This is a genomic window from Pseudomonas sp. PA-7-1E, assembly GCF_021605325.1.
In the GTDB taxonomy this organism is placed as follows: Bacteria; Pseudomonadota; Gammaproteobacteria; order Pseudomonadales; family Pseudomonadaceae; genus Aquipseudomonas; species Aquipseudomonas fluorescens_BV.
Window position 1 is genome coordinate 15,880 of the sequence record NZ_WKFA01000050.1, and the last position, 26,040, is coordinate 41,919.

22 protein-coding genes are annotated in these 26,040 nt (G+C 60.9%); 12 read left to right on the forward strand and 10 right to left on the reverse strand.

The annotated features are described in order from the left end of the window. Positions 1–3 precede the first annotated feature (3 nt). Complete coding sequence (locus GIW79_RS23385) at positions 4–957, forward strand: Dyp-type peroxidase (RefSeq protein ID WP_054898555.1); 954 nt, start codon at positions 4–6, stop codon at positions 955–957. A 106-nt stretch (positions 958–1,063) separates the two neighbouring features. Here GIW79_RS23385 and GIW79_RS23390 read toward each other — a convergent pair whose 3' ends face one another. Continuing rightward, positions 1,064–1,936 (reverse strand): undecaprenyl-diphosphate phosphatase, encoded by an 873-nt coding sequence (locus GIW79_RS23390; protein ID WP_056784261.1) that lies wholly within the window; start codon positions 1,934–1,936, stop codon positions 1,064–1,066. A gap of 48 nt (positions 1,937–1,984) precedes the next feature. Between GIW79_RS23390 and GIW79_RS23395 the strand changes: the two genes are divergently transcribed. Beyond that, complete coding sequence (locus tag GIW79_RS23395; protein ID WP_054898553.1) at positions 1,985–2,623, forward strand: GNAT family N-acetyltransferase; 639 nt, start codon at positions 1,985–1,987, stop codon at positions 2,621–2,623. 558 nt (positions 2,624–3,181) lie between these two features. On the opposite strand, the gene GIW79_RS23400 is transcribed toward GIW79_RS23395, so the two are convergent. Beyond that, on the reverse strand, positions 3,182–4,120 hold the full coding sequence (locus GIW79_RS23400; RefSeq protein WP_034127293.1) for a GlxA family transcriptional regulator: 939 nt from the start codon (positions 4,118–4,120) through the stop codon (positions 3,182–3,184). Between the two features lie 173 nt (positions 4,121–4,293). On the opposite strand from GIW79_RS23400, the gene GIW79_RS23405 reads away from it, so the two are divergent. The 3 genes from GIW79_RS23405 to GIW79_RS23415 all read left to right on the forward strand — a co-directional run bounded on the left by GIW79_RS23405 (position 4,294) and on the right by GIW79_RS23415 (position 6,806). Next, a complete protein-coding gene (locus GIW79_RS23405; RefSeq protein WP_089042669.1) occupies positions 4,294–4,923 on the forward strand; it encodes a TetR/AcrR family transcriptional regulator in 630 nt (209 codons plus the stop codon). Further along, positions 4,920–5,597 (forward strand): type 1 glutamine amidotransferase domain-containing protein, encoded by a 678-nt coding sequence (locus tag GIW79_RS23410; RefSeq protein ID WP_054898551.1) that lies wholly within the window; start codon positions 4,920–4,922, stop codon positions 5,595–5,597. Before GIW79_RS23405 ends, GIW79_RS23410 begins: the two co-directional genes overlap by 4 nt. A 78-nt stretch (positions 5,598–5,675) precedes the next feature. Next, entirely contained in the window at positions 5,676–6,806 is a 1,131-nt protein-coding gene (locus GIW79_RS23415; RefSeq protein WP_236455018.1) for an alkene reductase, read from the forward strand. A gap of 185 nt (positions 6,807–6,991) precedes the next feature. On the opposite strand, the gene GIW79_RS23420 is transcribed toward GIW79_RS23415, so the two are convergent. Further along, on the reverse strand, positions 6,992–7,990 hold the full coding sequence (locus tag GIW79_RS23420) for an NAD(P)H-quinone oxidoreductase (RefSeq protein WP_054898549.1): 999 nt from the start codon (positions 7,988–7,990) through the stop codon (positions 6,992–6,994). Positions 7,991–8,173: 183 nt separating this feature from the next. Here GIW79_RS23420 and GIW79_RS23425 point away from each other — a divergent pair, with 183 nt between their 5' ends. Continuing rightward, entirely contained in the window at positions 8,174–8,560 is a 387-nt protein-coding gene (locus GIW79_RS23425; protein WP_034127298.1) for a DoxX family protein, read from the forward strand. Between the two features lie 150 nt (positions 8,561–8,710). On the opposite strand, the gene GIW79_RS23430 is transcribed toward GIW79_RS23425, so the two are convergent. The 4 genes from GIW79_RS23430 to GIW79_RS23445 all read right to left on the reverse strand — a co-directional run bounded on the left by GIW79_RS23430 (position 8,711) and on the right by GIW79_RS23445 (position 13,272). Next, positions 8,711–9,529: an alpha/beta fold hydrolase gene (locus GIW79_RS23430; RefSeq protein WP_181124197.1), complete on the reverse strand. Its 819-nt coding sequence runs from the start codon at positions 9,527–9,529 to the stop codon at positions 8,711–8,713. A 93-nt stretch (positions 9,530–9,622) separates the two neighbouring features. Next, positions 9,623–11,014 (reverse strand): alginate export family protein, encoded by a 1,392-nt coding sequence (locus GIW79_RS23435; protein ID WP_181124199.1) that lies wholly within the window; start codon positions 11,012–11,014, stop codon positions 9,623–9,625. After that, positions 11,011–11,907 carry a VOC family protein gene (locus GIW79_RS23440; protein ID WP_054918704.1) on the reverse strand — a complete coding sequence of 299 codons (897 nt, stop codon included), beginning with the start codon at positions 11,905–11,907 and terminating at the stop codon, positions 11,011–11,013. The genes GIW79_RS23435 and GIW79_RS23440 overlap by 4 nt, the downstream gene beginning before the upstream one ends. Positions 11,908–12,699: 792 nt before the next feature. Beyond that, positions 12,700–13,272: a LuxR C-terminal-related transcriptional regulator gene (locus GIW79_RS23445; protein ID WP_003190613.1), complete on the reverse strand. Its 573-nt coding sequence runs from the start codon at positions 13,270–13,272 to the stop codon at positions 12,700–12,702. Between the two features lie 130 nt (positions 13,273–13,402). On the opposite strand from GIW79_RS23445, the gene GIW79_RS23450 reads away from it, so the two are divergent. Genes GIW79_RS23450 through GIW79_RS23460 form a run of 3 tightly spaced genes read left to right on the forward strand, consistent with a single transcriptional unit; the run spans position 13,403 to position 17,467 of the window. Continuing rightward, positions 13,403–14,581, forward strand: coding sequence for an acetyl-CoA acetyltransferase (locus GIW79_RS23450; protein ID WP_054898545.1), 1,179 nt, complete (start codon positions 13,403–13,405; stop codon positions 14,579–14,581). Positions 14,582–14,584: 3 nt separating this feature from the next. Continuing rightward, on the forward strand, positions 14,585–16,114 hold the full coding sequence (locus tag GIW79_RS23455) for a class I adenylate-forming enzyme family protein (protein ID WP_054898544.1): 1,530 nt from the start codon (positions 14,585–14,587) through the stop codon (positions 16,112–16,114). Between the two features lie 33 nt (positions 16,115–16,147). Next, positions 16,148–17,467, forward strand: coding sequence for an MFS transporter (locus GIW79_RS23460; protein ID WP_034127304.1), 1,320 nt, complete (start codon positions 16,148–16,150; stop codon positions 17,465–17,467). A gap of 62 nt (positions 17,468–17,529) precedes the next feature. On the opposite strand, the gene GIW79_RS23465 is transcribed toward GIW79_RS23460, so the two are convergent. Next, a complete protein-coding gene (locus GIW79_RS23465) occupies positions 17,530–22,086 on the reverse strand; it encodes a DUF6543 domain-containing protein (protein WP_236455019.1) in 4,557 nt (1,518 codons plus the stop codon). 216 nt (positions 22,087–22,302) lie between these two features. Here GIW79_RS23465 and GIW79_RS23470 point away from each other — a divergent pair, with 216 nt between their 5' ends. Genes GIW79_RS23470 through GIW79_RS23480 form a run of 3 tightly spaced genes read left to right on the forward strand, consistent with a single transcriptional unit; the run spans position 22,303 to position 24,386 of the window. Further along, positions 22,303–22,857 carry a histidine phosphatase family protein gene (locus GIW79_RS23470; RefSeq protein WP_034127306.1) on the forward strand — a complete coding sequence of 185 codons (555 nt, stop codon included), beginning with the start codon at positions 22,303–22,305 and terminating at the stop codon, positions 22,855–22,857. Positions 22,858–22,902: 45 nt separating this feature from the next. Next, positions 22,903–23,664 (forward strand): precorrin-6A synthase (deacetylating), encoded by a 762-nt coding sequence (gene cobF, locus GIW79_RS23475; protein WP_236455020.1) that lies wholly within the window; start codon positions 22,903–22,905, stop codon positions 23,662–23,664. Positions 23,665–23,669: 5 nt separating this feature from the next. Continuing rightward, on the forward strand, positions 23,670–24,386 hold the full coding sequence (locus GIW79_RS23480; protein WP_057977101.1) for an alpha/beta hydrolase: 717 nt from the start codon (positions 23,670–23,672) through the stop codon (positions 24,384–24,386). A gap of 646 nt (positions 24,387–25,032) precedes the next feature. Here GIW79_RS23480 and GIW79_RS23485 read toward each other — a convergent pair. Together GIW79_RS23485 and GIW79_RS23490 are read right to left on the reverse strand one after the other, a co-directional pair. Next, the gene (locus GIW79_RS23485) at positions 25,033–25,587 is read right to left on the reverse strand and encodes a hypothetical protein (protein WP_072448643.1); all 555 of its coding nucleotides are present in this window, start codon (positions 25,585–25,587) and stop codon (positions 25,033–25,035) included. A 72-nt stretch (positions 25,588–25,659) separates the two neighbouring features. Then, the coding region (locus tag GIW79_RS23490) for an NAD-binding protein (RefSeq protein WP_329605983.1) at positions 25,660–26,040 on the reverse strand (381 nt) is incomplete at its 5' end.

The window sequence follows — 26,040 nt, forward strand, 5'->3', positions numbered from 1 at the left end:
CCCATGAAAACCTGCCCCGTCCGTCCCCCGCTCGAACCACAATCGGTGTGCCACCCGATCACCAGCAGCGCGATCTTCATGGTCGCCACCCTGGCGCCCGATGCGGTTGAAAACGTGCGGGCCTGGTGCGCCGACATCGCAGGCCTGGTGCGCTCGGTAGGCAAGCGCGTGCCCTCGGGCAATCTGACTTGCGTTTGCGGGTTTGGCTCGGATGCCTGGGACCGCCTGTTCGGCGCGCCGCGCCCGGCGGCCTTGCATCCGTTTCGCGAGTTCGGTGTGCAAGGGCGCAAGGCGGTGTCGACCCCAGGTGACATCCTGCTGCACATCCGTGCCGAGCAGATGGACCTGTGTTTCGAGCTGGCGACCCAACTGATGGCCGCCCTGGGCGATAGCGTGAAGGTGGTCGATGAGGTCCAGGGCTTTCGCTACTTCGATATGCGCAGCATCATCGGTTTCGTCGACGGCACCGAGAACCCGGTGGGGCGCAAGGCCGAGGCCTTCACCCTGGTGGGCGATGAAGACCCTGAGTTCGAAGGCGGCAGCTATGTGCTGGTGCAGAAATATCTGCACAACATGACCGCGTGGAATGGTTTGACGGTGGAGGCTCAAGAGAAGGTGATCGGGCGCACCAAATTATCGGACATCGAACTGGACGAAGACGCCAAGCCGAGCAACTCCCACAGCGCCCTGACCGTCATCACCGACGAGAGCGGTGAGGAAGTGAAGATCCTGCGCGACAACATGCCCTTTGGCCGCCCAGGCGCGGGCGAATTCGGCACTTATTTCATCGGCTACGCACGCTCGCCTCAGCCTCTGGAACAGATGCTGGAAAACATGTTCGTCGGCCGCCCGGCCGGCAATTACGACCGCTTGCTCGACTTCAGCACGGCCGTGACCGGCGGCCTGTTCTTCGTGCCCTCGGCCGACTTGCTCGAAGCGCTGGCCGACCGCCAATAACCTGTAGGAGCGAGCTTGCTCGCGAAAAACGTCAACGATAACGCGGGCATTCTGTATGTACGCGGTAGCCTTGGGTTTTTCGCGAGCAAGCTCGCTCCTACAAGGGTCAGGTAAGCAGGCCGGTGCTGACGGCCACGATCAAAAACACCCCCAGCAGCGCACGGTAGATCACGAACGGCCAGGTGGAGAACCGCTCCAGAAACTTCATCAGGCCCCAGATGGCAAAGAACGCCGAGACGCTGGCCACCACCAGCCCGAACATCAAATGGGGCCAGGCGTGGGCGGGCAGGTCGGCGCGCAGCAGCACCCACAACTCTTTCAAGCCGGCCAGGGCGATGGCCGGCAGGCCCAGCAGGAAGGAAAACCGCGCCGCTTCTTCGCGTTTGAAATTCAGGAACAGCGCTGCGGTCAACGTAGAGCCCGAACGCGATACGCCCGGTATCAACGCGCCAATCTGCGCAACTCCCACAATCAAGGCATCGCGGAGGCGCATTTGGCTCACGTCGCGTGTATGCCGGGCACGCAGTTCGGCCACTGCCAGCAGCACCGCCATCACCACGCAGGAAATGCCGATCACCATCAGCCCGCGCAAGGGTGAGTTGCACGCATTCAAGGTCGACGACAACGCCAGGCCGGCGATGCCAATCGGTACGGTTGCCAGCACAATCGCCACGGCGAGCTTGAACCAGCGGTCGTTGTAGTCGCCCCGGCGCACCGCACTGATGCTGCCGGTGGTGACCTGACGCACATCGCGCCAGAAATAGCTGACTACCGCCGCCAGCGCCGCCAATTGCATGGCCGCGGAAAACGCCGAGCCGGGGTCTTGCCAGCCGAGCAGGGCGGGCACAACGCGCATATGGGCGGTGGACGACACCGGCAGCAATTCAGTAATGCCCTGGATCACCCCAAGGATGAAGATCTGCAGGTAATCCAGGGAGGCAAAGCCCACATCCAGGCCGGCGGTACAGACGTTGGTCAAAATACGTGTCCTTGAGCAATAGGGGGAAACCGGCGAAGTTTATTCTAAATGTTTCAGGATTTCGGCCAGGGCAACCGCTATTTGCAATCGGTTCAGCTAATAGAAAGGATTCGCCAGGCCATTGGCGTGGGTAGCACTTTTGTGAACAATGGCGCCCTGCGTTTTTCCACCGAGAGCCCCATGCCTGAAACCACCGTCGAATTGATCCAGACCGGCCCTGAAGAAGCTGAACTGATCCGCAATCTTTACCAGTACTACGCCTATGAGTCTTCGGACTGGGAACAGGAAGATGTCGAGGCCGATGGGCGTTACTACATCCATGACGAACACCTGGCCCGCTACTGGAGCGACCCGCAATGGAGCGCCAACCTGTTGCTGGTAGACGGCTATATCGCCGGTTTCCTGTTGATCGAAAGCAGCGAACTGCCGGGCATCGACGCCCTGGAACTGGCTGACCTGTTCATCCTCAAGCGCTACCGCCGCAAAGGCATCGGCCGTGCCATTGCCAGCCAGGTGCTGTGCAGCGGCGCGGCCAATTGGTTGGTGCGTTTCTATGATCAGGACGAGGTGTCCCAGGCGTTCTGGCGCACCGTGCTGGATAACTTGCCGCGTCCGGTGCAGATGATTGAACTGGAGGATGATCCGCAGTTGGTGAGCTACCTGATTACCCGAGCTTCGTTGCATTGACGGGCTGGGGCTTTCTCTCAATGAGCATCGATATCCTGCGGTAACCACGATGCGAAGCGAGCCGCTCTTGATCTTGCTCTTGATCTGCTTTTGATCTTGATCTTAGGCGCCCCGTCAAACCACGCTGGCCGAACGCAGGCTTGAATTCGTGGGTAACCCGGCAGGACGCCGGGTTAGCCGCCCCGCGCCATGGATGGCGCGTGGCGGCGGCCCACGGATTCAAGCCTGTGTTCGGGCACACCGAGCCTAGGCGAGGTGCCGAGTGGTGGGGCAAGAGCCCTTTTGGTTACTTTTGGGGCTCTTTTCCAAAAGTGACCCGCTGTAAAAGCGGAACCATAAGCAGCCGTTACCCAAATAACGGATATGTACACGGTCTGATCCAAGATTCTGGTCGGCTGCCAGGCCGCCTTCGCGAGCAAGCCCGCTCCCACAGTTTTATCGCGGGGTGTCAGGTAGGTAAGTGTCGGCTGGTAGGCCGCCATCGCAGGCAAGCCAGCTCCCACATTTGGATCATGGCACTTCAGGTAGATAGGCGTCGGCTGTCAGGCCGTCACGGGCCTAGCCCGGGTTGAACAGCACCTGCTGCATCGCCTGGGGCGGCTGCCCGAAGGCCCTGAGGAACGCCTGGCGCATGCGTTCGCGATCACCAAACCCGGTTTCGCGTGCCACTACTTCCACCGGGTGGCGGCTGGTTTCCATCATTGCCCGCGCAGCTTCCACCCGCAGGGCCTCAATGGCCTTGGCCGGGGTCTGCCCGGTTTCTTCGCGAAACACCCGGCTGAACTGGCGTGGGCTGAGCCTGGCGACGTCGGCCAGTGCGTCCACCGACAAATCATGGGTGAGGTTTTCACGGGCATAGGCCAGGGCCAGCTGCACGCGGTCGGACTTGGGGTCCAGCTCCAACAAGGCCGACAGTTGCGACTGCTCGCTGCCACGGCGCTGGGCAATCACCAGTTTGCGTGCGATGCGACGGGCCAGGTCGCTGCCCAGGTCGTCCTCCACCATCGCCAGCGCCAGGTCGACCCCGGCACTCATGCCCGCACCGGTCCACACCTGGCCGTCGACAATGAACAACTTATCTTCTTCCAGGCGAATATCCGGGTAACGCTTGCGAAACGCGGGTGCGTGGATCCAGTGGGTGGTGGTGCGCTTGCCAGCCAGCAGGCCAGCCTCGGCCAGCACAAAGATACCCATGCATAACGACGCCACCCGGCGCGACTGCGCGGACGCGGCCTTGACCAGTTCCAGCAGGTTGGCTTCCGGCAGGCGAAACTCCAGGTAGCCGCTGACAATCAAGGTGTCATAGCCCTCTGGGCGCAGCGCGCTGGTGTTCACCGAAAAGCCCTGGGAGGTCATCACGGCGCCGCCGCTTTCCGACACCAGGTGAAACTCATAGGCCGGCTCGCCGCGCAGCAGGTTGGCACACTCGAACACCGAGCCCAGGCTGAGGCTCAACGACTGGAAATTCGGGTAAACCATCAGCGCAACGCTGTGCATTGCATCTCTCCAAGGGGCAGGGGAGAGGCGATTGTCGGCGTGTGCCGGGCAAACGGCAACCGACTTTCGTGCGTGTCCGGAATCCTTGCGGATATGACATTGTGAGCCAATGCCGCGCTGCCTAACATGAGCCCAACGCACTAGACGACTGGTCTAATCGCAGAGGGGCAAGCATGAGCAACGCAAGCAGCAGTGCGCGGCAAGCGATTCTTGAACGGGCGCAATCCATTGTCGGGGCCAAGGGGTTTTCGGCGGTGGGCTTGAACGAGATCCTTCAAGCGGCGCAAGTGCCCAAGGGCTCGTTTTATCACTACTTCAACTCCAAAGATGCCTTTGGCGTGGTGTTACTCGATACCTATTTCGACCACTACGTCGAGGGCATGCAGCAGCTGTTCGATCAGCCGGGATTGACCCACCACGCCAAGCTGATGCGTTATTGGCAAGGCTGGATCGACAACCACACCGGCTGCACCGACGCCGGCAAATGCCTGGCCGTGAAGCTTGGGGCGGAGGTCTCCGATCTGTCAGAACCCATGCGGCTGGCGCTGCAACGCGGTACTTCGCGCACCATCGACTTGCTTGCCGTGGCCCTTCAACGCGGCGTCGAAGACGGCTCGCTCAGGTTCGAGCAGGCCCCCCAAAGCCTGGCCAGGCGTTTGTATGCGCTATGGTTGGGAACCAGCGTCATGGGCAAGATCACCCGTACCACCGCGCCGTTCGCCGAGGCGCTGCTGCTGACCCAACAGTTGTTGGGCAGCCCTGAAAACCCTGTTATTCACATCGATCGAGGCACTGGAAAATGAAAGTATTAATGGTACTGACCTCTCACGACCAGCTTGGCGATACCGGGCGCAAGACCGGCTTCTGGCTCGAAGAATTCGCCGCACCTTATTACGCGTTCAAGGACGCTGGCGCCGAAGTGGTGTTGGCTTCTCCGGCCGGCGGTCAGCCGCCGTTGGACCCCAAGAGCGATGAACCGGATGCGCAAACCGAGCAGACCGAGCGCTTCGGCAAAGACCCGGCTGCGCAGCAAGCCTTGGCAACCACCGTGAAGCTGGACTCGGTCAATGCCGCCGACTTCGACACCGTGTTCTACCCAGGCGGCCACGGTCCGCTGTGGGACCTGGCGGAGTCGCCGGTGTCCATCGCGCTGATCGAAGCTTTCGAGCGGGCCGGCAAGCCCGTTGGCTTTGTGTGCCACGCACCGGGTGCCTTGCGTCACGTCAAGGCAGTTAACGGTGAGCCGTTGATCAAGGGCCGCCGCGTCACCGGGTTCTCCAATTCGGAAGAGGCCGCTGTGCAGTTGACCGAGGTCGTGCCGTTCCTGATTGAAGATGAATTCCGTAAATTGGGCGGCCTGTATGAGAAGGGCGCCGACTGGCAATCCTTCGTCATTGTCGACGGTTTGCTGGTGACTGGGCAAAACCCAGGCAGCTCCAGCGAAGTGGCCAAGGCCCTGCTGACACTCTGCGCTTAAATTAATCAACCGATCTACGCGGTGGCGACTCCAAGGAGTCGCCACGGTTTTCGTTCGTCCTGAATTTGGAATATCGCCGTGCCTGACTGCATCTTGAACACCCCGATCAAGCTGGGGCATCACCGCTTGAACAACCGTGTGGTACTGCCACCGCTGACCCGCCAGCGCAGCGCCCAGCCGGGTAATATCGCCACCGACCTGATGGCCGAGTATTACCGTCAACGGGCCAGTGCCGGGTTCATGGTCAGCGAGGGTACGCAGATCGAACCCCGGGGCCAGGGCTACGCGTGGACGCCGGGCCTTCATACACCGGCGCAAATCGAGGGTTGGCGCAAAGTCACTGCAGCGGTGCATGCCGAGGGCGGTGTGATCTTCGCCCAGTTATGGCATGTGGGGCGGGTGTCCCATAACGCGCTGCAACCTGACGGTGGTGCCCCGGTGGGCCCGTCTGCGCTGCCGGCGTTGCAAGCCAAAGCCTTCATTGAAACCGGGCCGGGTAGGGGTGAACTGGTGCAGCCACCCGTCCCCCGTGCCTTGACCACGCTGGAAATCGAAGAGCTGGTAGGGCACTACGCCCAGGCTGCGCGCAATGCCCTGGACGCCGGGTTCGACGGCGTGGAAATTCACGCGGCCAACGGCTACCTGGTGAACCAGTTCATCTCGGCCCATTCCAACCGCCGTGAGGATGAGTACGGCGGCTCGCTGGACAATCGCCTGCGCTTGCTGCGCGAGATTGTCGAAGCGGTGTGCAAAGTGGTGGGGCCGGAACGCCTGGGCGTGCGCTTTTCGCCGCTGTTCAGTGGCACCGATCAGGACCGGGTCTACATCGGCCTGGTGGAAGAAGACCCGCACCTTACCTATATCGAAGCGATCAAAGTGCTGGAAGCGTCGGGCATCGCCTATGTGTCCATTGCCGAAGCCGATTGGGACAACGCCCCCGACCTGCCCGACACATTTCGCCAGGCCGTGCGCGCCACCTTCAGCGGCAGGATCATCTACGCCGGGCGCTACACCGCCGAGCGCGGCGCACGGCTGGTAGAGGCCGGGTTGGCGGACTTGATCGCCTTTGGACGGCCCTTCATTGCCAACCCGGACTTGCCTCAGCGGCTGTTCAATGGCTGGCCGTTGAATGCGTTGAAGGCCGAAGGCTTGTATGGCGGGACACAGGCGGGGTATGTGGATTATCCGGTGTATGCCCAACAGCCGTGATAGCCCATGATGGCCTGTGTTTTATCCAGGGTGGGAGGAGGCTTGCCCTAACGCCGGTCAGTTAAACGAACGCTATGCTCGAAGTAATGAAGATCAAATGTGGGAGCTGGCTTGCCTGCGAAAGCGGTCGTGCAGTAACAGATACAGTGACTGATACACCACCTTCGCGGGCAAGTCGAATCGCCTCACTCCACCCGCAACACAATCTTGCCGATATGGTCCCCACCTTCCATCCGCGCATGGGCCTGGGCGGCGTCGGTGTAGGCGTAGACCTGGTCGATAATCGGCAGGCAGCGCCCGGCACTGAGTACCGGCCACACGTGTTCGCGCAGTTGCTGGGCAATCTCGGCCTTTTCTTCCCGCGTGCGGGCCCGCAGCAGCGAGCCGGTGATCACCGCGCGTTTGCCGAGGATGGTCAGCAGGTCAACGTCGTTGGCCTTGGCGCCACCGAGGAAACCGAGGATCACCAGGTGGCCGTCCATGCCCAGGGCCTTGAGGTTATTGTTCAGGTACGAGGCGCCCATGATGTCGAGGATCACGTTGACGCCTTTGCCATCGGTCTGTTTGGCGATGACCTCGGCAAATGCCTGTTCGCGGTAGTTGATCGGCTCGGCACCGAGCTTGGCAATCGCCGCGCATTTGTCGGCGCTGCCCGCCGTGGCGAATGCCTGGATGCCGAACTCCTGGCAAAGCATCAACGCGGTGGTGCCGATGCCGCTGGTGCCGCCGTGGATCAAGGCGCGCTGGCCTTTGCGGGCACCGCCGAGACCGAACAGGTTGGCCCAGACCGTAAAGAACGTTTCCGGCACGGCAGCGGCCTGAATCCAGTCCATGCCTGCGGGGATCGGCAGCGCCTGGCTGGCCGGCACCGCGCAATACTGCGCATAGCCGCCGCCATTGGTCAGGGCGCAAACCTTGTCGCCCACGCTGTATTCGTTCACGCCAGTGCCCAGCGCCACCACTTCACCGGCCACTTCCAACCCCGGAATCGGGCTCATGCCGGGCTTCATCGGGTATTTACCCGCGCGCTGCAAGGCGTCTGGGCGGTTGACCCCGGCGGCGTGCACGCGAATCAGAATCTCGCCCGGCCCGGCCACTGGCACGTCGGCGCTGCGCGGCTGCAAGACCTCGGGCCCGCCAGGGGTGGTGATTTCGATCAGGGTCATTTCTTGGGGAAGCGTCATGGAAAAGTTCCTGTAGCGATGAGCGTATGGGTTGGGACCGTAGCGCGGGGTCGGCAGTTCAGCAAGATCATGCCGGGTTCTTCGGGCAATGCAAACGCAGGCTTTCAGCACAAGCCTGCAAGTGCGTCGGCGTGGCTTCGGACACACTGGCTGCCGCTCATTTTTGACGGACACAGGTGGCGTATGAACGAAGCGAGAAATCAGGATATCGGGTTGTTGTTCCTGCGGGTCAGCGGGGCGTTGTTCCTGCTGTGGGTGCATGGGTTGCCCAAGTTGCTCCACTACAGCGAGCAATTGAAACTGATCGAGGACCCGTTTCACCTGGGCGCCCATGTCACGTTGCTGCTGGCGATCTTTGCCGAGGTGCTGTGCCCGCTGCTGATCGTCGCGGGCGTGCTGGTGCGCCTGGCGTGCCTGCCGATCCTGGCGGTGCTGGTCATCGCGTTGCTGGTGGTGCACCCGGAGTGGACGCTGTTCGAAGGGCAGTTCGGCTGGCTGCTGTTGATCATCTTTACCAGCGTGCTGATCGCAGGGCCGGGGCGGCTGGTGCTGAGCCAGCGCTTTGCCTGAACAAAAAAGGCCTGGCTCGCCCGGCCTTCTGCCTTCTGTAGGAGCGAGCTTGCTCGCGAAAAACGCATAGGCGCCGCGTTCATTCAGCAAGCACGCGTTATCGTTGACGTTCTTCGCGAGCAAGCTCGCTCCTACAGGGGCATCAAGATGTCAACGGTTCAGGAATCCCAACAGGTCTTCATTGAGCTGTTGAGCGTGGGTCACGGCAAACCCGTGAGGCGCATCCTTGTACACCTTCAGTTGCGCGCCCTTGATCATTTCAGCAGCCACCTTGCCGGTGGTTTCGAACGGCACGATCTGGTCGCCGTCGCCATGGATCACCAGGGTCGGCACGTCGATTTTGGCCATGTCCGGGCGGAAGTCGGTTTGCGAAAACGCGGTGACGCAATCCACGGTGGATTTGAGCGACGCGAGCATGGCGATCTGCAGGGTTTGGCTGAGCACACCCTCCGAAACGTGCTGGCCTTTATTGAGACCGAAGAATGGCGTGTTGAAGTCGCTGATGAACTGCGCACGATCCTTCAACAGGCCGGCCTTGATGCCATCGAACACCTCGCCTGGCACGCCTTGGGAGTAGTCGGCTTGCTGGCCGAAGATCGGCGTGACCGCGCCCAACAACACCAGGCCGGCGACACGGGCACTGCCGTGGCGGGCGATGTAGCGCGCCACGTCACCGCCACCCATGGAGAAGCCCACCAGGGTCACGTCCTGCAGGTCAAGGTGTTCGATCAACTGGGCGATATCGTCAGCGAAGGTGTCGTAGTCGTTACCGGTCCATGGCTGGTCCGAGCGGCCAAAACCACGACGGTCAAAGGCAATGGTGCGAAAGCCACGGCTGCTCAGGTATTCCATCTGGTATTCCCACATGTCCGCATCCAGCGGCCAGCCGTGGCTGAACAACACGGGCTTACCGCTGCCCCAGTCCTTGAAGTAGATCTGGGTACCGTCTTTGGCAACGAATGTGCTCATCTGAAACTCCTTGCAGGGCTGAAAAAGGGCGGTGTAAAAACCGCCTCACTATTGCCGTAAACCTGAGCCCAGGCTTGTATGGGTGTGCTTGTCTCACCAACTGAACTTGAGCTCCATGCCCAGGTAATTGCTGTCGTGCCCACCGGCATCACGCAGGGTCTGGCCGACCGCGTAGTGCACCGCCTCGACCGCACCGCTGAGGTTGGGCGTAAAGGCGTAGTCGGTGCGCAGTTGGCCGTAGGCGCCGGTCCAGCGCTCGCCTTGGCCCGCCGTGCCAGCCACGGCCAGGTTGGGCTGGGTGTAGACGGCGTCTGCGGTGGTCTGCCGCCACAGCAGGCCGACAGCGGTTTGCACGCTGAGCTTGGCGAGGGGCTTGACGGTAATCGACGGCTTGACGTGGATCAGGTTGCTGTAGCCGGTGTAGCCCGCCAGGGAAAAGTAATAGCCATTGGGGAACAGCGGGTTGAAGGTGCCGACCCGGCCGTCACCGGCCTGGCGGTCACCGGAAGCGATATCCAGTTGCAGGCCGATACGCGGCTTCCAGGCCAGCGTGTCAAAGGTGTAGCCGGTGCGGCTGCCACCGGCCCAGGCGCGAATCGTCTTGCTGCCCACCGAGCCGCGTTGCAGCATGGCTTCGACGTCCCAGTCGAACCCCTGGGCTGCGCCACCGAGGCGGGCGTCCAGCAACTGGCGCGTCTCTTCGCCGTCGGCGTCCAGGTAATGGGCGGAGCTGCGCTCGTACACGCCGTAATAGGCCGACAGCTCATTGGTGCCGCCCACCAGCCGCTCGACCCGTAGCATGTGGAAGCGCGCGTCGCTGTTGGACTTGTCGTCGAAATGCCGGCCATCCTGGTACTGCACCGGTTGGCTGGCGATCCCGATGAAGCGCCATTGCGGCGTTTCCCAGTCCGCCCACAACGCATCGAAGGACTGCCGCACATTCGGGCCGTCCCGTGACGAGATGAAACGCTGCAAGTCGAAGGCGAAATCCTGGCGGCCAGCCCGTGCCTTGAAGGTGCCAGCGCTGAAGGTCTTCACGTATTCGGCAAAGGCCAGGCGCAGGTCGACGCGGTTCTGGTCGGCACCGCCAATGGTGGTCTTGTCATAGGCCCGCACATCTTCCAACTGGGTGAACAGCCGCCAGTGTTCGTTCAGGTGCAAGTCGGCGTGCACCTGAAAGCGCTGGATCAGGTAGCGGTCACGCGGTACATCCCGCACGCCGAACCCGCTGGCGTCGTTCATCTCGAAACGTTCACGCAAGGTTGCGCCCAACGACAAGTAGGTGAACGGGTTGGCGGCGGACAGTGGGATGTACTTGAGGTTGTCCAGCGGTTGCGTGCGCAATGCCGGGTCCTTGAGCACAGACCAGTCTTCCTGCCAGCGGTTGGCCTTGATCGCCGGGCGTACCAGCTGGTCGTCGGCCTGCACGCTGCCAGCAAGCAACGGCCACAGCACAGCCAGGCTCCAGCCTGCGTGACGAATCATTTTGCCGCGCTGAGTTGGTGGATTTCTGCGACATAACCGCCCGGGAACTCCACCAACGCACTGCGCCGACCTTTGCTGTCGAACGCCGGCACCAGCACTGTGGCGCCAGAGCCAGTGGCCTTGCCCAGGGTGGCGGCGAGGTCGTTGACCTGGTAACCGGTGGTGTCGTGGCCGAACGGGTAGGGCAGTTGGCCGTTGGTGACCAGCACCGCCATGCGCCCGAACGGCGATTCGATCTCGACGCGGCGGTAGTGGCCGCCGGCCTGGCCGACATCAACCCCAGGGGCGTGCTTGTCGTCGCTCACTACCTTGCCGTGGGAGAAACCCAGGAATGCCTTGATAAACCGCTCGGCGCTGTCGTTGGACACATACACACGGTTTTCCGGCACGGTGTCGAAGGCGGCGTAATCCGGGGTCTTGGTGTGCCAGTAGAGCTGCATGTTCACACCGCCCGGCCATTGCACCACGGCATCACGGCCGATGGGGTCGGGGAAATCGCTGACGATTACGTCGGCGCCATTTTCACGCGCGGCCTTGAGGGCCACGTCCATGTCCTTGACCAGATAGCCGTTGCGTTCCTGGCCGAACGGGTGAGGCACGGGGGTGGTAAAGCCGAACAACGACACGGTGCCCGCCGGGGTCTGGAGCAATTGCGAGGTGGTGCTGCTCGGCACCGGCAGCACGTTGACCACGACCTGGGGCGTGCTTTTGCCGCCGAAGGTGGCGAGGAAACTCTGGGCAAAACGGTCCACATCGGCCGGTGCCACATACACATGGCTGGTGTCGTACTGCGGCGCCACGGCCACGTTCGGGGTGGCGGCAAACGCGTTGCTCATCATCGCACTTGCCAGCAGCGTCAATGCCAGCGATACCTTGGTTGCTGTGTTACCCATGCCCGTTCTCCAGCGCTTCTGAGGGTTCGAAAGCCGTGAGGTTAGGGGGGCAGGGCGGTGGGGAATTGTATGGACGTGCTCGGTTGAACGTTTCAGCTACGCGGCCCAGACAGCCGACGCCTGTCTACCTGACGCCCCTCAATCCAAATGTGGAAGCTGGCTTGCCTGAGATGACGGCCAGCCAGCCGACGCTTCTCTAGCTGATACCCCACGATCAAACTGTGGGAGCTGGCTTGCCTGCGAAGGCGGCCTGAGAGCCGACCATAATCTTGGATCAGACCGTGTACATATCCATTATTTAGGTCATGGCTGCTTATGGTTCCGCTTTTACAGCGGCTTACTTTTGAAAAGCGCAAAAGTAAGCAAAACGCTCTTGCCCCACCACTCGGCACCTCGCTTAGGCTCGGTGTGCCCTCACTCCGGCTTGAATCCGTGGGCCGCCGTCATGGGCCATCCTTGGCCCAGGACGGCTAACCCGGCGTCCTGCCGGGTTACCCACGAATTCAAGCCTGCGTTCGGCCAGCGTGGTTTAACGGGGCGCCTGAGATCAAGATCAAAAGCAGATCAAGAGCGGCTCGCTTCGCATCGTAGTTACCGGTGGCTGCGTAGATACCTATGCTGCGATGACGACGTTTCAGTCACTGCATCTATTACTGCACGACCGCTTTCGCAGGCAAGCCAGCTCCCACATTTGATCTTCGTTGCGTTGGGCATTGCGTTCGCTTAACTGTTCGGCATTGGAGCTGCCCACACATTTGGATGGCGGGGCATCGGTTAAACAGCCGTTATCGGTCAGGCCACCATAATGATCTTCGACACCAACTCCACCACCGTCTTGGCCTGCAGTTTCTTCATCAACCGCGCCCGGTGCACCTCAACGGTGCGGTGGGAGATCGCCAGGCGCAGGGCAATTTCTTTGGATTTGAACCCGTTGACGATGTGCATGGCGATTTCCCGCTCCCGGGGCGTGAGGTCGCCGGTGCCCTGGTGCATGCGGTCCAGGCGTTCGAAGTGCCAGATCATCAGCTTGAACGGGTCTTTGGGGGTGAGGGTGTAGCCGTGGGACTTGGCCCAGAACACTTCGCCATTGTGGTGCTGCATGAAGCGTTCATCGGAATAAAAGCCGTTGTCGCTGTCGAGCAGCCAATCATGGCTGCGCTTGCCGATGGCGTGGTAGTCGGCCTGGGACGGGTAGATCAGCAGAGTCAGCTGGTTGACCAGTGCGTCGCGCGTATAGCCGAACAGCTTCAGGAAAGCGTCGTTGCAGTCCAGTATCACGCGGTCGCTGGTGACGATCTGCGGGGCAGGGGACAGCTTGAACGCCAGGCGTTCGAGGTCGGGAAATTGCTGGGCTAGCGCGGTCATGGGGCATCCTGCCTCGTTGTTCAATGCCCTGGGGCGCTACTTACCCGTGTAAGTAGTTACACGAATTGGCGCACGATCAGGGGTGGGTCATTGTAAGTAAAGTCCGAATCAAGAACAGAAGAAATTGATTATGCCTGCTGATTGCGTCTCCATTGTTGCCGCTGGTCACTCCCGCTTTGGTCGCCTGGAAGGCACGACGCTGGAAGACCTGATCGTCCAGGTGACCCGCGAAGCCCTGAGCGACGCCGAGATTGACGCGTCGCAAATCGATGCGTTGTTCCTCGGCCATTTCAACTCGGGGCTGGTGCCCGACGGGTTTGCCGCCTCATTGCTATTGCAAGCCGACCCCGGGCTGCGCTTCAAACCGGCTACTCGCTGTGAAAACGCCTGTGCATCCGGCTCGGCGGCGATCCAGGCGGGGGTCAATGCGATCCTCTCCGGCAGCGCTGAGCTGGTGCTGGTGGTGGGCGCCGAGAAGATGACCCACACCAGCACTGCCGCGGTCACCCAAGCCTTGGCCGGGGCCGGCTACCAGAACGACCCGGCCGAAGCCGGCCTGAGTTTCCCCCAGTTGTTCGGCCGCGCCGCCCGCCAATACGCCGAGCGTTACCACTGCCCGCTGGGCTCGATGGCGGCCATCGCTACCAAAAACCACTCCAATGCCATGGCCAACCCGCTGGCGCAGATGCATCGGGAGATGAATTTCGAACACTGCAACAACGTGTCCCAAAGCAACCCGTTCGTGGCTGACTCCCTGCGCCTGACCGATTGCTCACTGATCAGCGATGGCGCAGCCGCGATCATCCTCGCCTCGCCCAAACGTGCGCGGGCGTTCCGTCGCGAGGTGCAAATCCGGGCGATGACCCAGGTCAACGACACCTTGCCCATCGCCCAGCGTGACATCCTCGCCTTTGAGGGCCCGCAACGCGCGATCCATGCAGCGCTGCGCGGGGCGAATGTGACCCTGGCTGACCTGAGCTTCGCCGAAGTGCACGACTGCTTCACCATTGCCGAGTTGCTGATCTATGAAGCCATGGGCCTGGCGCCCAAGGGCGAAGGCCATCGCGTGCTCGACAGCGGGGTGGTGCGCGCCGGCGGGCGCTTGCCGGTGAACCTTTCCGGCGGGCTCAAGGCCAAGGGGCACCCCGTCGGCGCCACGGGGGTGTCCATGCATGCCTTGGCGTTCCGGCAATTGACCGGCGAGCCGATTGGCCTGGCGGTGCCCAACCCGGAGTTCGGCCTGGTGTTCAACATGGGCGGCATGGCGGTGGCCAACTACGCCTCGGTCCTGCAGGCACGCCGGAGCTGAGTCATGAACATTGCCAACTGGCTGCACGACACCCAGCGTCGGGCCCCGCAACGCCCGGCATTGTTCGACGGCAGCGTGCAAGTGGCCGACTACGCCACCTTCGCCGCCCACGTGCGCCAACGCGCCGCGCACCTGGTGGAGCAGCATGGCCTGGTGCCGGGAGACGCGGTGGCGCTGCTGATGAAAAACAGCTGCGACTACCTGGAACTGCTCTACGCCATCTGGTGGATGGGCGGGGTGGCGGTGCCGATCAACGCCAAGCTGCACCCCAGCGAAGCGGCGTGGATTGCCGATAATGCCGAGGCGCGGTTGATCTTTACCGACGGCGGCCAGGTGTTTTCATCGCGGGATTTGCCCGCGCATTGCACGGAATTGGACGGCCACCCGCTGCCGCCCAGCCATGGTTGGCCCAGCCTGGAACAGCCGGTGCCCCGCCAGGATCACGACCTCGCCTGGCTGTTCTATACCTCTGGCACCACCGGGCGCTCCAAGGGCGTGATGCTGTCGCACGGCAACCTGATCGCCATGTCGCTGTGCTACGCCACGGATGTCGATCAAGTGAGCGCCGACGATGCGGCGCTGTATGCCGCGCCCATGTCCCACGGCGCCGGCCTGTACAACTTCATCCATGTGCGCTGCGGCGCCCGCCATGTGGTGCCGGCCTCCCATGGCTTCGATGCCGCCGAGCTGTTCGGGCTGGCCGAGCACATGGGCCAGGTGTCGCTGTTTGCTGCGCCGACCATGGTCAAGCGCATGGTCGAACAGGCCCGGCGCCAGGATTATCACGGCGCCGGCATCAAGACCATCGTCTACGGCGGCGGCCCCATGTACCTCGCCGACCTGCGCGAAGCAGTCGACACCTTCGGCCCGCGCCTGGTGCAGATCTACGGCCAGGGCGAGAGCCCGATGACCATCAGCGTCTTGCCCCGCGCCTTGATCGCCGAGCGCCAGCGCCCCGACTGGGCCACCCTGGCCGCCTCGGTGGGCCACGCGCAAGCCTGTGTCGAGATCCGCATTCTCGATGCCGAGCACCAGCCACTGCCCACCGGCGAGCGCGGTGAAATCGCGGTGCGTGGCGCCACGGTGATGCAGGGCTACTGGCGCAACCCGCAGGCCACGCGCCAGACGCTGGTGGACGGTTGGCTGCTGACCGGCGACATCGGCTACCTCGACCCGGCCGGCTACCTGACCCTGACGGATCGCTCCAAGGACGTGATCATCAGTGGCGGCAGCAACGTGTACCCCCGTGAAGTCGAGGAAGTGCTGGCTCAGCATCCCGAGGTGTTCGAAGTGTGCGTGGTGGGCGAGCCCGACGCGCAATGGGGTGAGTCGGTGGTGGCCTTCGTGGTGACCCGCAGCGGCCAGCCGCTGGACGAAGGCGAGCTGACGACGTGGTTCCTGGCGCGCATGGCCTCGTTCAAAAAACCGAAAAAATATGTGTGGCGCAGCGATTTGCCGAAGAACAGCTACGGCAAGATTCTCAAGACCGACTTGCGGCATTGGCTGCAAACCGCGAGTATCGCCGCGCTTTAACATGGATCGATAATCAGACAAGGAGTCCCCACGATGGGCAATCCCGCACAAGACACCGTCCGCAAGCGCCGCCGTGCGTTTCTGGGCGCCACCTCCGGCCACTTGATCGAGTGGTACGACTACGGCGTCTATGGCTTTCTCGCGGTCTATATCGGCCAGGCGTTCTTCGTCTCCGATGACCCCACCACCAGCCTGTTGGCCAGCTTTGCTGCGTTTGCGCTGAGCTTTTTTATCCGCCCTCTGGGTGGGCTGTTCTTCGGCCCGCTGGCAGACAAGATCGGCCGGCGCAAAACCCTGATCATGGCGCTGGTGATGATGACCGGCTCCACGGTGATGCTGGGCCTGTTGCCGACCTACGCCAGCCTGGGCATCGCCGCACCGATCCTGTTGATCCTGGTGCGCTGCGTGCAGGGCTTCTCGGCGGGCGGCGAAATCGGTACCGTCACCAGCTTCATCTCTGAATACGCCGGCCCCGGTCGCCGTGGCTTTGCCACCTGTTGGCTGATGGTTACCGCCGTGCTCGGCCTGCTGCTCGGTGGCGCCGTGGCCAACGGCATGACCTGGGTGCTGGGCGCCGAGGTCATGCAGGAATGGGCCTGGCGCGTACCGTTCCTGATCGCCGCGCCCCTGGGCTTTATTTCCATGTACATTCGCCTCAAGCTCGAAGACAGCCCCGAGTTCCTCGCCCTGCAACGCGCCGGGCAAACTTCGCGGGCGCCGCTGCGTGAGGTCTGGCAGTGGAAGCGGGCGATTGCCCTGGTGTTCTTTATCATCACCTTGCACAGCTCGATCTTTTACCTGGTGCTGACCTTCGCCTCGACCTACATGGCCAAGATCCTCAAGTTCGACAGCGGCACCACCTTGCTCTATGTGTTCGTCGCCAGCTTCTCGGCGGCTTTCGTGATGCCGTTTGGCGGGGCCTTTACCGATAAATACGGGCGCAAGCCGTTCCTGATGGTGATCGGCACGCTGGCGACCCTGGCGATGTTCTGGCTGTTCAAATCCGCCCCGACCGCCACCCCGGCGACCTTCTTCGCGCCGTTGATGGCGGTGGCGATTCTGTTCGGGCTGTACGCGTCGTCAACCTATGCGTTGATGAGTGAGCTGTTGCCGACGCGGATTCGCTCCACTGGGATTGCCGTGGCGTATAACGTGCCCGTCGCGGTGTTTGGCGGCAGTGCGCCGTTGATTTCCACTTGGTTGATCAAGGTGACAGGCGACATTACTTCGCCGTGGTATTTCTATGTAGCGACCGGGGTGGTGTCGTTGGTAGCGCTGGTGCTGTTGCGCAAGGAGGACTTCGTGGTCGGTGCCACGCCTAGGGTGGCGTCTGCGAAAACGGCGCTGGCCTGACGCCGTGTTTGCATCTTGGTAGTCAAACGGCAGGGTTGTGTTGGCAAACCTGCCGCAACAGGCTACCGGGTTGAATTGGCTGGCAACACGTGGGCCGCGTGCAGGGCAGGGTAGGAGTAATGTGGCCGGTAATCGACAAGTTCTTGAACCATCTCAGGCTCTTTCTGGGTGCCAATATTGAATCGCAGCAGCGTTCCTGATGTCTTTTCCACCGTATTAAGGTGGTTGTTCTTGGCAAAATCCAACCTCACTTTCGAATCAGCGAGTAACTTTATGTCGCGTGGAGAAAGCGTGGGGTATTTCGCTTTGAATTCCCGATAGTACGTTTTGAACAGGCCTATTGGGTCTTTGCCCAAAAAATAATCCATGTGCACAGGACCTGCGAATGACTTGGTGGGTATGTTGGTCAGGTTGGAGATTTCATCACCCAGCGAGTTCGGGCCGTTTGCGCCGGAATAGCAGACGCGAAGCACAATGTTTTTATATTTGCTGAAGTCAATTTTTTCCGCACGAAGTTTATTGACGATGTCTTGCGCCGAATAGAACTTGCCGTTTGCGCCTACGACTTTCGCGGGCTCTCCGGTGGCCGGTTCAGTCCCATGTCCGAATATATTGAGCCGTGGGGCGCCTTTGTAAATATCCTCGAAGGTTTGTATGTCGCCATCGATGGCCTTGAAACCCCTCCATGGACCGCCCAACCGAATCACTTCACGTAATGCTGACTCAGGCGAAGGCGCCGCCGGTAAATCACCTACGCGTTTTTCCTGCGGTACCGTATGAATGGCCGCGACTCCAGTACGTGCGGAGGTTTGAGTGGGGTGTGCTCTTGCGAGGTGAAGCATTAACATCGCTATGTTGATGAATAAATCTGTTGCGGCTGCTTCTTTGTTTCCTTCCCTGCTCCCGGCAAGCGTCTTGATATCACTTATGATGCTGTCTGCCTGAAACGGCATACCGATTAAAAAGGCACTCTCTGGCATGAACAGAAATGCCGTATTGAGTAATAGGCCTGCCCCTTCTTTAATCCCTTCCCAGCGACTTTCCCCGTTGGATACGGCTTGGTGTTCGGCCAGCGATGTCAGCGCCCTTGAATTTGCTTCATACAAGTAGTTCATCAGTTGCCCGGTTTGCAGCTCGGACGACAGGTCGTGAGTCGCCAGTGTGGGCGGCGCAGGCGTGAACACGGGCGTATATGTCGGCATATGCGGTTCGCGAAAGCCATCGTGCCTGTAGACGGCGCGGGTTGTCTCATCAGGCAGCCAGGCAAGAATGTCTTTTTGTAGCTCCTTCTGTGTCTGGACAGACTCCATTAGCGCCTGGCGCGAAGGAAACTGCAGCAGGGGTGCGCTGGAATTCAACGGGCGATAAAGAATGTGCGGGCCGACTGTGGTGTCTTTGGGTTCGATCAGGAACATGTTTTCGACCACATCGGGCACCGCGCCGGGCAGGCGCATGAGCGCCAACGGGCGCACGGTGATTTCGTTGCCATTGACGAACTTCTTCCCTGGCGTTGGATCCAGTATTGCCTGGAGGTAACGAAAACCCATGGCGTTATCGAAGCCAGCCTCGCCTTTGGCCGTCAGTTCCAGGGCCCTCATTTTCAGTTCAATCGGGACTTGCTCGGCGAACAGCGCTTGGCGGCTGGTTTTTTTTTCAGGATCGTCGAGCAGCTCGCGCCTGACTAATTCGGGGTAGTTCTTGCCGGCATCGATTTGCTGAATCAGCTTACCCAGTTCGCCCTCTTTTCCGAGCTTGGCTAGATGAATGCCCGTCGGTTTGTGACGCACCTCCACCCGACCTTTTGGTAATCCTGAAAGGTTGCGTACAAAGGTTTCGGTGAAGGGCAGGGTGGTGGTTTGGGTTGATCCGAATCCGCTGGCCGGGGCGCCATAGGGAGTGTGAAAGATGACTTCCAGATCCTTGATGTCATAGTGAAAGGGTGGAGGGTTGAGGGCTTTGATCTGTTCCTGGATATAAGTGCTAATGTCCGGAATATCACTGCCAAAGCTCTTGCCCTTGTGCCGGCGCTCGAAGCCCGCCATCTCCAGAAGCAGGTCATGGTAAATAAAGCGATTGGCATCGGAGGCGGTTTTTGACCATTCGGGACGCTTGAGCCCGGACTCTTGGGATGGTCGCGCCACGATCAGCGCGGGATCAGTGTCGGCGTTGGCGTCCCCGTTGTTAATCATGACGTTCGCTTGCAGGTAGAACGCATCAGCGTCGAAGGCTTTCAGGCTGGGCTTGTCGGTGCGGGTCGGTGGTTGCGCCGCGGGGTTTTGCTGTTCCCAGGCCTGCTGGGCTGCATCCAGGGAAGCATAAGGAGTAACCTTTCCGCTGGGTTCGCACATCAGCACAGCGAGGGTGCGGTCCCCAGCCTTGCGTTCGATGAACAGGTTAGGGGTTTGAACGTTCGGGCTGTCTGGGTTGGCCGGGTCAGTGCGGACCATGAAGTGAATGGTTGTCTTGGAGTTGTCTGTGGGGTTGAGGTGCCCGTGGGGAAACCTTGCTACCGTATCCAGTGTTTCGCGCTGTATGTCATTGAGACCTGGGGATTTTAAACTGGCCAGGCGCAGGTTGCTGTGCAGCAGCTGGCCGAGCATTGACCGGCGACTACCCGCGTAAATCGGGGTGACACCGAGCGCTGTGTCGGCACTCAGCCCAGGGGCCGGCTCATTGAACGGCGGCTCATTCCAATACGTGATCTTTGCCGCTCGAAGCGTTTCGTTCAGCTTGCCGGGCAACTCGCTCATAGCCTTCTGTAGCGCTGACCTATCGATAGGAAGTGCAGTACCCGCAGGTTTGCCGGTACGGGCGAGCACGTCCTCGCGCGTATCGACGAATTTGCCAGCGCTGTCGAAAACCGGCGCGGCGCCTCCAGCGACATGGCTGATGATCATTTTCATCAGCGGTGTTTCAATGTGCTCACCTGGATTGTCCGGATCGGGAACGGCGAACGCCAACTGCTCCACATCGAGGTTCAATGACGCATCGATGGCGTCCTTGAGTAATCCCGATACGACCGATTGCAATCCGGGCTCTGCGTTAAACAGACGGTGGGCGATGTCGCTCACGGGGCTGGCGACGGGCGGCTTGGCGGTGGTTACCGGCGCAGGCGCTTGAACGACAGTAGGTGTTGGAGGGGTTGTGATGCCTGCAAGTGTTTGTAGGGCTGCCTGCTGCAGTTCGCGAATCCCACGCGAGGTGTCAGCAGAAGGGTTGTTTTTTTTCAAGGAGGGGAAGCCATCGCGGATGAGCCCTGCGACTTGTTCGAGCCACTTCTGCTCTGAGCCGGTTTCCCGAGTCACGCCGTAAAAGTCCAGCATCATAGAGAGATCCAGCGCTTGCTGGGTACGAACGGGCCCCTCGTAGACCGAGCCGCTTCTCCCATATTTGCGGGCCGCGCTTGAAATGTCGGGTTCGAGGGCCGCCCATTGGGGGCAAGTCGACGTGCGCAAAACAATCGATTTACGGCTGCCGTCAGGGTTTCGTACGTAGCCTTCCAACTGGCCTGTCGGCAAGTGGATAAACAAGGATGACACCTCGAGATTATGTTCTTTCGCAAACGCCAGGAAAGCGGGGCTGGAGAAGCATTTGCCGAACGCCTCGCGTGTGTGTGCGTAGGTTGAGTCGTCAGGCACATTCAGGAGGGGGAGAAAGGTTAGCGACTGATCATCAATGCGCCTTTGATAGCCGATCCTCGTGAGGATTCTGGCACACTCCCGTGCCACTTCCCGATCAGCCGCCTCGACGCGTTCGGCGGGCGTCGGTGTGCGACTGGAGTCGGCAAGTGTGCCGCTGCGTTCAAAGGTGGCTTGGGTGATCGTCTCCTTCGCGCTGCGTTGTGCTTGCCTGGCACGCAAGGTCTGTTGCGAGATGTCCAATGGCAGGGGGCCGTTGGGGATGACCAGAGAGGGGAATGTATCGGCTTGCTGGAGTGCCGCGATCACGGCCCGCGGATTGCGCGTGAGCTCGGTTCTAGCGATAGCGTAGAAGTCTCCGACCAGGTAACTGGGAGGCGTGTGTTCGCCGGTGTAGCGGAACCAGGTCGTCGACGGGGCGCCCAGCTCTCTGGCCGCTGCGGCGACGTCCGCCGATGCCTGTGACCAGCCAGGGGTGAACTCCGTGAAGCTGTTGGGGGAGCCATTGATCATGCACGTCATGGTTCCCTCTTGAGGGTTCCAGCTGAAATTGGACAGGTCGATGTGATGGGCTTTGGCAAAGGTTGCAAACGGCTCTGCCCTGAGCGCCTGGTTAAAACGTGCCCACGCTTGGCCGAAGCTGGAAAAAGGCGGAACCTGGGTGAGGGTCGGGGCGGTGAGTGACTGTCTGTTGGTTGTGAGCTCCTCAGCGACCTGGCCCATCAATGCCGCGCTGAGCTGCTGTGCCAGCTCGGCATCACTCTTTTCCACCAACGTGCTGACGTGTCCTTGAGTGAGCAGAAATTGAGGCGAACTTGGTGCGCGTCTTGAAACGGGCTCGGATCGACCAGGATTTTCCGGCTGCTGAGCGATGTCATACTTCAGCCTTTCATCCGGGTTGACCGGCCACGCAAAGGTGCCTGTTGGCGTTTGTTGCGAAGATGAGGGTGGAACATGGTTCGTGGCTGCCGGGATCGTCATGGAAGTCTCCGTCTATCGTTATGAAAAGCGCGCCTTCTGTGGCGAATTTTCGTGGCTTTTCTGTACGAAGGTGTTCCGTATCCACTTAATACGAAGGGTTACAGCCGCTGATGCGGGGAGCCGTCATGTGTCACAGTCCTTTGCCTGTTCGTTGTGACAGGTTGAAATACGGCGCCGTTTTCCCTGCGCCGCGTCCCTGAACAGAGTGAGGTGCCTATGCAAGCAACCCGATTGACTCTCGTATGTCATGCCGTGACCCCCATGCAAAAGCAGGGGCGGTTTCCCGATGACGAGTCGTTACTGATGGATTGGCAGAATGCGCGGCTGTCACTGACGGATCGGTTCCGCAAAAGTGTGCGCCTGATATGCGGGCCCGAAGCGCGGACTCGCCAGACGGCGACGCTGTTCGGTGACCACGCCGTGGTTGAGCCCGCGTTACGCGATGGCGATTTTGGCCATTGGAAGGGGCAGGACACTGCCCAGCTTGATCGCGATGAATTGATGACTTGGCTCACCGACAGCGCCAGCGCCCCCCATGGCGGCGAGTCGGTGGACCACATTTGCGCACGCGTGGGCGAATGGATGAGGTCACTGGAGTGCCAACCCGGCCATGTGGTGGCCGTTACACATCCCTTGGTCATCCGCGCTGCAATGCTGTACGTCATGCAATTTCCGGTATCGATGTTCTACCTGATCGATGTCGAACCGCTGTCGCGCACCGAGCTGCGTTTCAACGCGGTCTGGCGCCTGCGCCTGGAAACTCACGCCTGATGCGTTGATCATGGCAAAATCCACGCCCCGCACTGAGAGCAACCCATGAAACGCATCCTGATCATCGGCATTGGCGCCGGCAACCCCGACTACATCACGATGCAGGCCGTGAAGGCGCTGAACCGTACCGACGTGTTCTTCCTGATGGACAAGGGCCAGAGCAAGGACAAGCTGATCGACCTGCGCCGGGAAATCTGCGACACCTACATCACCGAGCCCGGCTACCGTTTTGTCGAGGCCGACTGCCCGGAGCGTGTGCGCGGTGAAATCGACTACACCACCGCCGTGCAAGACCTCAACCGCGATAAGCAGCAGACCTTCGAACGCATGATCAACGAAGAAATGGCTGACGGTGAGGTGGGGGCGTTCCTGGCCTGGGGCGACCCGGCGCTGTACGACAGCACCATCCGCATCTTGCAGGCGATTCTTTCCAGTGGTCGCTGTGTCTTCGAGTTTGAAGTGATCCCCGGCATCACCAGCGTGCAAGCCCTGGCGGCGCAGCACAAGGTGGCGCTCAACCGTATTGGCAAGTCCATCGAAATCACCACTGGGCGCCGGTTGGCGGCGGGGCAGGCGAGTGATGCCGATACCCTGGTGGTCATGCTCGACGCCGAAGATTCCTACCGCAGTGTGGCGGATCAGGACCTGGATATTTACTGGGGCGCCTACCTCGGCACCCCGGACGAGATCCTGATCAGCGGTAAAGTGGCGCACGTGGCAGAAGAGATCGAACGGGTACGCAAGGCGGCGCGCCTGGAAAACGGCTGGATCATGGACACCTATTTGTTGCGCAAACCCCTGAGGTAAACCCGATGCTCAAACAACTTGCCCTCGCCTTGGCCCTGGTGGCCGGCGCCGCTCATGCCGACTCCGGCTTGCACACCGACTTGCCTTTGTCCTACCTGGAACAGACCCAGGGTGATGCGCGCAACCAGCCGCTGGTGATCTTCCTGCATGGGTTTGGCAGCAACGAGGAAGATTTGTTTGGCATCAAGGACGCGTTGCCGTCCACCTGGACCTACCTGTCGGTGCGCGCGCCGCTGCCGGTGGAGCCGCAAGGTTATCGTTGGTTCACCAAGACCGATGAGCCTGAGTACAACGGCGAGACTGATGAACTGTTCAGCAGCGCCCGGCTGATCAAGGACTTTGTGCTCAAGGCTACCGCCAAGTACCACACCCAAAGTGATCGGGTGTTCCTGGTGGGGTTCAGCCAGGGCGCGATCATGTCTTACGAGGTGGCCTTGCGTGAACCCGAGTTGGTACGCGGTATCGCTGCGCTCAGTGGCAGCGTGCTACCGGTGCTCAGGTCTGCGCTCAAACCTGATGCGTCCATGGGCAAGCTGGCGATCTTTATCGGCCATGGCACCTTGGACCAGGCGCTGCCCTTTAGCTCGGCCACGCAGGCGAACAAGGTGCTGACGGGGTTGGGGCTCAAGCCGGAGTTTCATGAATACGCGGGGATGAATCACACCATCAGCGAAGCGGAAGTGCAGGACTTGAAAGCCTGGCTAGAGAAAAGCCTGAAGTGAAATGCGCTTGAACATGTGGGAGCTGGCTTGCCTGCGATAGCCATAGGTATCTACACAACTTCGGCACGACGCTAAATTTGTGGCGAGGGAGCTTGCTCCCGTGACGGCCTGGCAGCCGACACAGATATAACTGATGCCCCGCGATCCAATGTGGGAGCTGGCTTGCCTGCGAAGACGGCCTGGCAGTCAACACAGTTGGACCGTGTACATATCCATTCCTGCGGTAACGGCCACTTAGGGTTCCGCCCTTACGGCGGCTCACTTTGCAAAAGCGGCAAAGTAAGCAAAACGCTCTTGCCCCACCACTCGGCACCTCGCCTAGGCTCGGTGTGCCCGTAATCCGCCAGTGATTTGGGGGGCCGCCGCCACGCGCCATCCATGGCGCGGGGCGGCTAAACCGGCATCCCTGCCGGTTTACCCCCCAAATCCCTGTCGGATTCCGGCCAGCGTGGTTTAACGGGGCGCCTAAGATCAAAAGCAGATCAAGAGCGGCTCGCTTCGCATCGTGGTTACCGCTGAGCTTACAGAGTTATGTAGATACCTATGCTGCGATAGCGGTGGCTCAGTAAAAGATTCAGTGACTGACACACCGCCATCGTAGGCAAGCCCGCTCCCACATGGGTTTTGTGTTGGCTGGAAGAGGGGGCTACTTGCCGCCCGTAATCTGCTTCACCAACGCCGCATGTCCCTTCACATCATCCGCCCGGGAAATCGCCTGGATCACCAGCAAATGGTTGCCCGAACCACCCAGGAACGTGGAGTTCAAGGTCTTGCCTCCGCCTTGGGTAGCGCTGCTGTCCACCTGGCGCAGGCCCAGGCCCTTGTAGGTGAGTTTCTTCTCCCCCAGTTTCTTGAAGTCGGGCATGGCGGCGCTCTGGTCTATGACGAAATCAGCCACCGCGCCGTCGAGGAACTTTGGGTCGTTATCCTGGATAGTTGCCCCATCGTTGCGCACGGTTTCGGCGACGATCACCACACTTTTCGTCGTTGAGTTAGCGTACAGGGTGCCTTGGGTGTCAGCGGTGCCGTCTTGCGCCGTGCCGGAGGGCAGGGTGTCGGCGCTGTAGGCTTTGGGCAGTTTGAAGGTGAACTTGCCACCCAAGGTGGAGATTGTCTGTGTGGCGGGCTTGGTGGCAGCGAACACGCTGCCGGCGGTAAGCGCTAGGGCGAGCAGCATTGCGGTTTTGGTGAACGTGGCCATGAAGCACTCCGGGGATGAACGAAATTGCGGCGTATTCTGTCAGAAAATTCGCAATTTCGTTCATCCAGCCCATCACAGCTTGTCGGAGGATTCCTCGTCAAGCCTGTCCATTTCAAACAAGCGCGCCAGTTCCGCACGGGCTTCCTGGGCAGTTTGCATGACCTTGGCCGCGTCGTCGTATACCGCGTGTTGGGCGGCGAGTACCTGCTGGTCGTGGGTCTTGAAGCGGTTGATGCGCGCATCGGCCTGGGCCTGGCTCAAACCGAGGCCGACCAGGGTACGGCGGCTCATTTCCAGGCTGGAGTAGAAGGTTTCGCGCACCGGTGAAGCGTCCAGGTCCACCAGGCGGTGTACGTGCTGGCGGTTACGCGCACGGGCGATGATCTTCATGTGCGGGTAGAGGTTGCGCACCAGCTCGGCGGTCTTGATGTTGATCTCCGGGTCGTCCATGGC